The organism is Acinetobacter kyonggiensis (genome assembly GCF_900107285.1).
Taxonomy (GTDB): Bacteria; Pseudomonadota; Gammaproteobacteria; order Pseudomonadales; family Moraxellaceae; genus Acinetobacter; species Acinetobacter kyonggiensis.
On sequence record NZ_FNPK01000054.1, the window covers coordinates 1 to 5,644 of the forward strand.

Here is a 5,644-nt window from a genome sequence, read left to right on the forward strand (position 1 = left end):
TCTATGAAGACGGCTTATGCCACAATTAAAGGTATTGAAGTCATGCGTGCACTACGTAAAGGACAAGCATCGTCATTTTATTATGGTCAGCCTCAGGGTGAAGTGTGTCTAATCAACAGGGTTTTCGGTCTCTAAGCACTTTTTAAAGGGAACATCATCGACTCAAATCTCTATTTGCAACAGTGCCGAAAAAAGCTCAAAACTTGGATAAATACATCAGCCAAGCAAGCAGAATGATCAATACATGGGACTATGACAAAATCGAGGAGATCATCAAAAACGACCAACGCATGCTTAACTATCTGAAATGTGAAATTATTTTAGAGCCTCAAAATGACCATTTGAAACATCAAAGAGCGTCATATCAATCGTGTTTAGAGAGTTTTGAGAACATAAAGAGCCATATCCACGAGGTGAAAAAGCCTAAGCCTACCCCTCAAAGCGATGTCTTAGAACAAACTTATGAACCTGAAAAGCAGCCAGATCGTAATTATGATCTAGATTTTTATTTCGGCATTGATGATATAAACCGTCCGCTTCGATAATCGCAAAAGCGAGGATTCTAAAGCGGACATTTCTACTTAGGAATAACAGTGTTATAATTTACCTTTAAATTAATATACTTATTTCAAAGTTTATAGCCCGAATATCCCTATTCGGGCTTTTTTTATGATTTTTCACGTTCCACGCTTACTTCTTGATCAATGTTCCACGGCTTTAATAAGTCTAGGTGAACAATCAGATCAGCCGTATGGCTTAAAGGATAAATTTCGTCATTTTATTATGGCAGCCTCAGGGGGGGGAGATACGCAAAGCCATCTACACCACCTGAGGAGCATTGCTTCGCAAGGGGCTGGAGAATCAAATACATCCCTGGGGATTACCTAATAACTGGCTGTTTGCTGGCTCGCTACGCAGTGGTCAGCGAGCTGCGGTCATGACCCTGATTCAGTCAGCAAAGCTGAATGGCCTGGATCCGTATGCCTATTTAAGTGATGTGCTGAAAAGGTTGCCGACACATAAAGCGACCCAAATAGAAGAATTACTACCTCACCGCTGGAAACCTGAACCGAATTAAAAAATATGCATGGGGTTCAGCGGACGCTTACATTTACTCTAATGACTTATAGCTGATTACTTAATTTAGTAGCACATCAAAAACCTTGTAAAATGGTATTTTACAAATATATTTACGCGCTACAGCCTTTAGAATTTAGCTATAGTTAGATAATCAGTGCTTTTTTTACCTTTGGATGTCTCAATAATAATCGAGATGTGATATTTCCGTCGTCATAGAGGCTCCTGATTTTTTTAGACAATAAAAAACCCTGCTTTCGCAAGGTTAGATATAGATTACTCTTGCCTTTTATGAAGGTGAAAAGCACTGCTTTGTAGAAACCTCCTTAAGGAGGTTTTTTAAAATCAACTGGATTAAAACTGCGGTTTAACCACCACTAAAATCACTACTGCGAGTAAAATAAGCGTTGGCATTTCATTGAAGAAACGCCAAAACTTATGTGATTTGTAATGCGGGTTTTCCATCAGTTTTTTACGATAATAACCACAAACAAAATGGTAAATCACCAGTAAGCCCACTAATCCAACTTTCAGGTAAAACCAGAGTGCTTCATGGTAATGCCGAGTTGCATCACCCCAATCCACTAAAAAATGCGCTGTGATGAGAGTGGCAAGCATTGACGGCCACATGATGCCGCGGTACAACTTTCGTTCCATAATCTGGAAACGCTGATGACTCGTGGCATCTTCACTCATCGCATGATAAACATATAAACGTGGCAAGTAGAACAAAGCGGCGAACCAGCAAACTACAGCAATAATATGTAATGCTTTTACCCACAAGAAAGCATCAGAAGGAGCATCCATCTATTCACCCTTTTAAGGGCAGTGTGGCAGAAGTTGATCATCCGTTGCCGAATGATCAACAATTCTTAGCTTAGCCTTCTCAATTTTTTGAAAACAAGACATGCATTTACACCGCCAAAACCGAAACTGTTACTCATCATAGTATTCAATTTTATGTCACATTTTCAAGCACGATATCAAATGGTTTTGCACCTTCATCCAGTTCAGTCACGTTGATTTTTGGTGCAATAAAGTCATTTTGCATCATCAATACTGAATAAATCACTCATATAGGCATACGGATCCAGTCCATTCAGTTTCGCTGACTGTAAGCATCATGTGTTCACAGCTCGTTGACCACTGTACAGTGATCCTGCAAACAGCTAGCTCTTACGTCCCATGTATGAGTATTTGTAGTCATGAATTAAGTCTCCACTTATTTTAAGTGGGGACCAAATTAAGGATTATCGGATAGCTTGATAAAGTGTGTTCACTAGAGAGGTTGCTACAATCCTTTTTGGGGAAGGAATTGTTTTATATAATACTTAGAAATAGATTATATTATTCTTAATTAGATAAGATAAGCAAAATACAGATGCAAACATTTCTATTAGGAAAGAGGGCTCTTTCCGTTCTTGTAGTGCTTATTACATTAATCTTATTTTTGGTTTATGTCCTATTGCGTACAGGACCTTTTGCACCAGTCAAGGTCAGTCTGACACAGGTTAAGTATAAATCTATTCAGCCTAGTCTGTTTGGTATAGCGACTGTTGAAGCTCGTCATAATTACAAAATTGGTCCCACAGCGGCAGGTCGTCTTAAAAACCTTCAAGTCGATATTGGCGATGCTGTACAAACTGGACAGCTCTTGGGAGAAATGGATCCAGTCGATTTGGAAGAAAAAACACTTGCACAACGTGCCATTATCCAAAAAATCATCTCTCAGCAACAAGATATTCAAATTCGTCAAAAGTTTGCACAGCAACAAGTTCAACGCTATCAGCAACTCACCAAAATCAATGCCACCAGTCAAGAGTCACTCGCGATTAAGCAGCAGGAGCTTGATCTCGCTACAACAGCACTTGGCTCAATGCAACAAGAACTTAATAAAGCTCGTGCAGACCTCAATACACTACAAGCCCAGCGCGACAATTTAAATTTAATGGCAACAGCACCAGGTATAGTCACAGCCCGTTATGCAGAACCTGGCTCTACTGTAGTTGCAGGGCAAACCGTATTGGAAATTGTAGACCCGAAGTCTATTTGGTTGAATACACGCTTCGATCAATCTAGTGCGATTGGCTTAGCCTCAGGTTTACCTGCACAAATTCATTTACGTTCGCGTCAAAGTAACACGCTTTCAGGTCAAGTCTTATGGGTAGAGCCTCGTGCAGATGTTATTACCGAAGAAATCTTAGCCAAAGTAGTCTTTAGTCAACAACCTAACCCTCTACCCCCTTTAGGTGAATTAGCAGAAGTGACAATTAAATTAGCACCACTGTCTCGCAGCCTTGCTATTCCAAATGCTGCTATTCACCGCATCAATAACCAAGTCGGTGTCTGGAAAGTGACAGATCAAAAACTACAATTTATTGAAATTAAACTAGGTCGCTCTAATTTAGAGGGTGATGTTCAAGTACTCGATGGTCTATCAGAAAATGATCAAATCGTTTTATATAGTGAAAAACCACTTAATGCGAAAAACCGTTTGCGTATTGTAAAAAATCTTGCAGGAACATCTGAATGATTAGCTTAGCCGGTCGGGATATATTCCATTCATGGGGTAAGTTTGTTTTTACTGGTTTTGGACTTGGCTTGTTGATCGGCGTGACTCTAATTATGGCGGGTGTCTACCGTGGTATGGTGGATGATGCCAAGGCTTTATTAAATAATAGCGGTGCAGATTTATGGGTGGTACAACAAGATACGCTTGGTCCATATGCTGAACCTTCTAGTGTGCGTGATGATTTATATCGTAGTGTCATGACTACACCTGAAGTAGAACATGCCTCAAATATTACTTATCTGACCACACAAGTTCATTATAAAGATAAAGATATCCGTGCGATGGTGGTTGGAATCCATACAGGTGAACATGCCTGGAATAATTTAGGCTGGCCACCTTACCTTTTAGCGGGACGTCAATTGACTCGGGGGCACTATGAAGCTGTTGTAGACATCACTTCAGGACTTAAATTAGGTGATCGCATCAAAATCCGTCGTAATTATTTTACTGTAGTAGGATTGACTCGACGAATGGTGTCATCAGGTGGTGACCCGATGATTTTTATTCCGCTTAAAGATGCACAACAAGCCCAATTTCAAAAAGATAATGCGGCAATTTTACAAGACCGCCGACGTACCGCACAAAATCCGATTTACAATCGTCCTGCGTATCCAGATTTATTAGACAGTGTTCTGAGTGCTCAAACCAGCAATCGTTATGTAAATGCAATTTTAGTCCGTCTTAAAACTGGTACTTCCGCAGAAGATACTGCTGAACACATCCAACGTTGGCAGCAACTGACTGTCTACACGCGTCTTCAAATGGAACATATTTTAATTAGCAAGATGATTGCAACATCAGCAAGGCAGATTGCGATGTTTTTAGTAATTTTGGCTTTGGTGAGCGCGGCAATTGTGGCATTTATTATTTATACCCTAACCATGGATAAAATTCGAGAAATTGCAGTTCTGAAACTAATTGGAACACGCAACCGAACGATTGCCTGGATGATCTTACAGCAAGCGCTCGCACTTGGTCTAATTGGATTTACTATAGGTAAAATCACTTCAACCTTTGCTGCGCCATATTTTCCAAAGTATGTATTATTGATTCCTCAGGATTCTATTCTTGGATTTATTGCTGTGATGTTGATTTGTATGTTGGCAAGTCTAGTAGCTATTCGTATGGCATTACGTATTGATCCAGCCGAAGCAATTGGAGGATAACACATGACCCACGGAATTTTAATTGAGGGTTTAAAAAAACGTTTTGGGCAAGGTGATAATGCTTTTTATGCATTAAAAGATGTCAATATGTGGGTGGATCCAGGAGAAGTTGTTGGACTGATTGGTCCGTCAGGTTCAGGTAAAAGTACCTTATTAAAATGTTTAGGCGCTGTGATTGATCCCACTGAAGGACGTATGACTTTAGGGAGTGAAGTGATTTTTGATCAACACTGGTTGGTAAAAGATTTAAGTGCATTGCGACGTGACAAAATTGGTTTTATGTTCCAAACACCTTATTTGATTCCTTTTTTGAATGTTTTAGATAATGTTGCGCTATTACCTATGCTTGCAGGTGTTCCTAATGACACTGCACGTGCAAGTGCTTTAGAAATTTTGACTGCTTTAGATGTTCAGCATCGTGTTCATGCCATGCCTGGGCAATTATCAGGTGGTGAACAACAACGTGTAGCTATTGCACGCGGCTTGATTAATAAGCCACCTGTCATTTTGGCAGATGAGCCAACGGCACCTTTAGACAGCGTTCGTGCCATGACTGTAATTCGTTTGTTGCACGAAATGGCGGAAAAATTTCAAACAGCAATTATTGTTGTTACACATGACGATAAAATTATTCCGACTTTCCAGCGACTGTATCATATTCGTGAGGGAATAACGTATGAAGAAAAAGGAGAGGGTCGTAGTTTCTAAAAACTTAGAAATTTAAAGTATTTTATCTAGGGCGTGTCATCAATTACCTTGAGGAAAACCACCTTGTCCCCATTATACTTTTATGACTAAACGCTATGCCTTAAGAGATGATCAATGGGAA

The 5,644-nt window shown here is 39.9% G+C and carries 5 protein-coding genes and 4 pseudogenes; 6 read left to right on the forward strand and 3 right to left on the reverse strand.

Annotation, left to right across the window (positions count from 1 at the left end):
- From BLV99_RS17685 to BLV99_RS17695, 3 genes and pseudogenes are all read left to right on the forward strand, one after another.
- Window positions 1-135, forward strand: a pseudogene (locus BLV99_RS17685) (IS6 family transposase); the annotation flags it as partial.
- 98 nt (window positions 136-233) lie between these two features.
- On the forward strand, window positions 234-545 hold the full coding sequence (locus BLV99_RS17690) for a hypothetical protein (RefSeq protein ID WP_213030970.1): 312 nt from the start codon (window positions 234-236) through the stop codon (window positions 543-545).
- A gap of 308 nt (window positions 546-853) precedes the next feature.
- Window positions 854-1,078: pseudogene (locus BLV99_RS17695) on the forward strand (transposase domain-containing protein); the annotation flags it as partial.
- A gap of 353 nt (window positions 1,079-1,431) precedes the next feature.
- Here BLV99_RS17695 and hemJ read toward each other — a convergent pair.
- From hemJ to BLV99_RS18805, 3 genes and pseudogenes are all read right to left on the reverse strand, one after another.
- Entirely contained in the window at window positions 1,432-1,884 is a 453-nt protein-coding gene (gene hemJ, locus BLV99_RS17700; protein ID WP_074947791.1) for a protoporphyrinogen oxidase HemJ, read from the reverse strand.
- A 65-nt stretch (window positions 1,885-1,949) separates the two neighbouring features.
- Window positions 1,950-2,146 (reverse strand): annotated as a pseudogene (locus tag BLV99_RS17705) (beta-ketoacyl-ACP synthase I); the annotation flags it as partial.
- Window positions 2,142-2,246 (reverse strand): annotated as a pseudogene (locus BLV99_RS18805) (transposase domain-containing protein); the annotation flags it as partial. The pseudogenes BLV99_RS18805 and BLV99_RS17705, both read right to left, overlap by 5 nt.
- Before the next feature lie 296 nt (window positions 2,247-2,542).
- Here BLV99_RS18805 and BLV99_RS17710 point away from each other — a divergent pair.
- Genes BLV99_RS17710 through BLV99_RS17720 form a run of 3 tightly spaced genes read left to right on the forward strand, consistent with a single transcriptional unit; the run spans window position 2,543 to window position 5,523 of the window.
- Complete coding sequence (locus tag BLV99_RS17710; RefSeq protein WP_228144088.1) at window positions 2,543-3,610, forward strand: efflux RND transporter periplasmic adaptor subunit; 1,068 nt, start codon at window positions 2,543-2,545, stop codon at window positions 3,608-3,610.
- A complete protein-coding gene (locus BLV99_RS17715; RefSeq protein ID WP_074947793.1) occupies window positions 3,607-4,815 on the forward strand; it encodes an ABC transporter permease in 1,209 nt (402 codons plus the stop codon). Before BLV99_RS17710 ends, BLV99_RS17715 begins: the two co-directional genes overlap by 4 nt.
- A 3-nt stretch (window positions 4,816-4,818) precedes the next feature.
- Window positions 4,819-5,523, forward strand: coding sequence for an ABC transporter ATP-binding protein (locus tag BLV99_RS17720; protein ID WP_074947794.1), 705 nt, complete (start codon window positions 4,819-4,821; stop codon window positions 5,521-5,523).
- Window positions 5,524-5,644 lie beyond the last annotated feature (121 nt).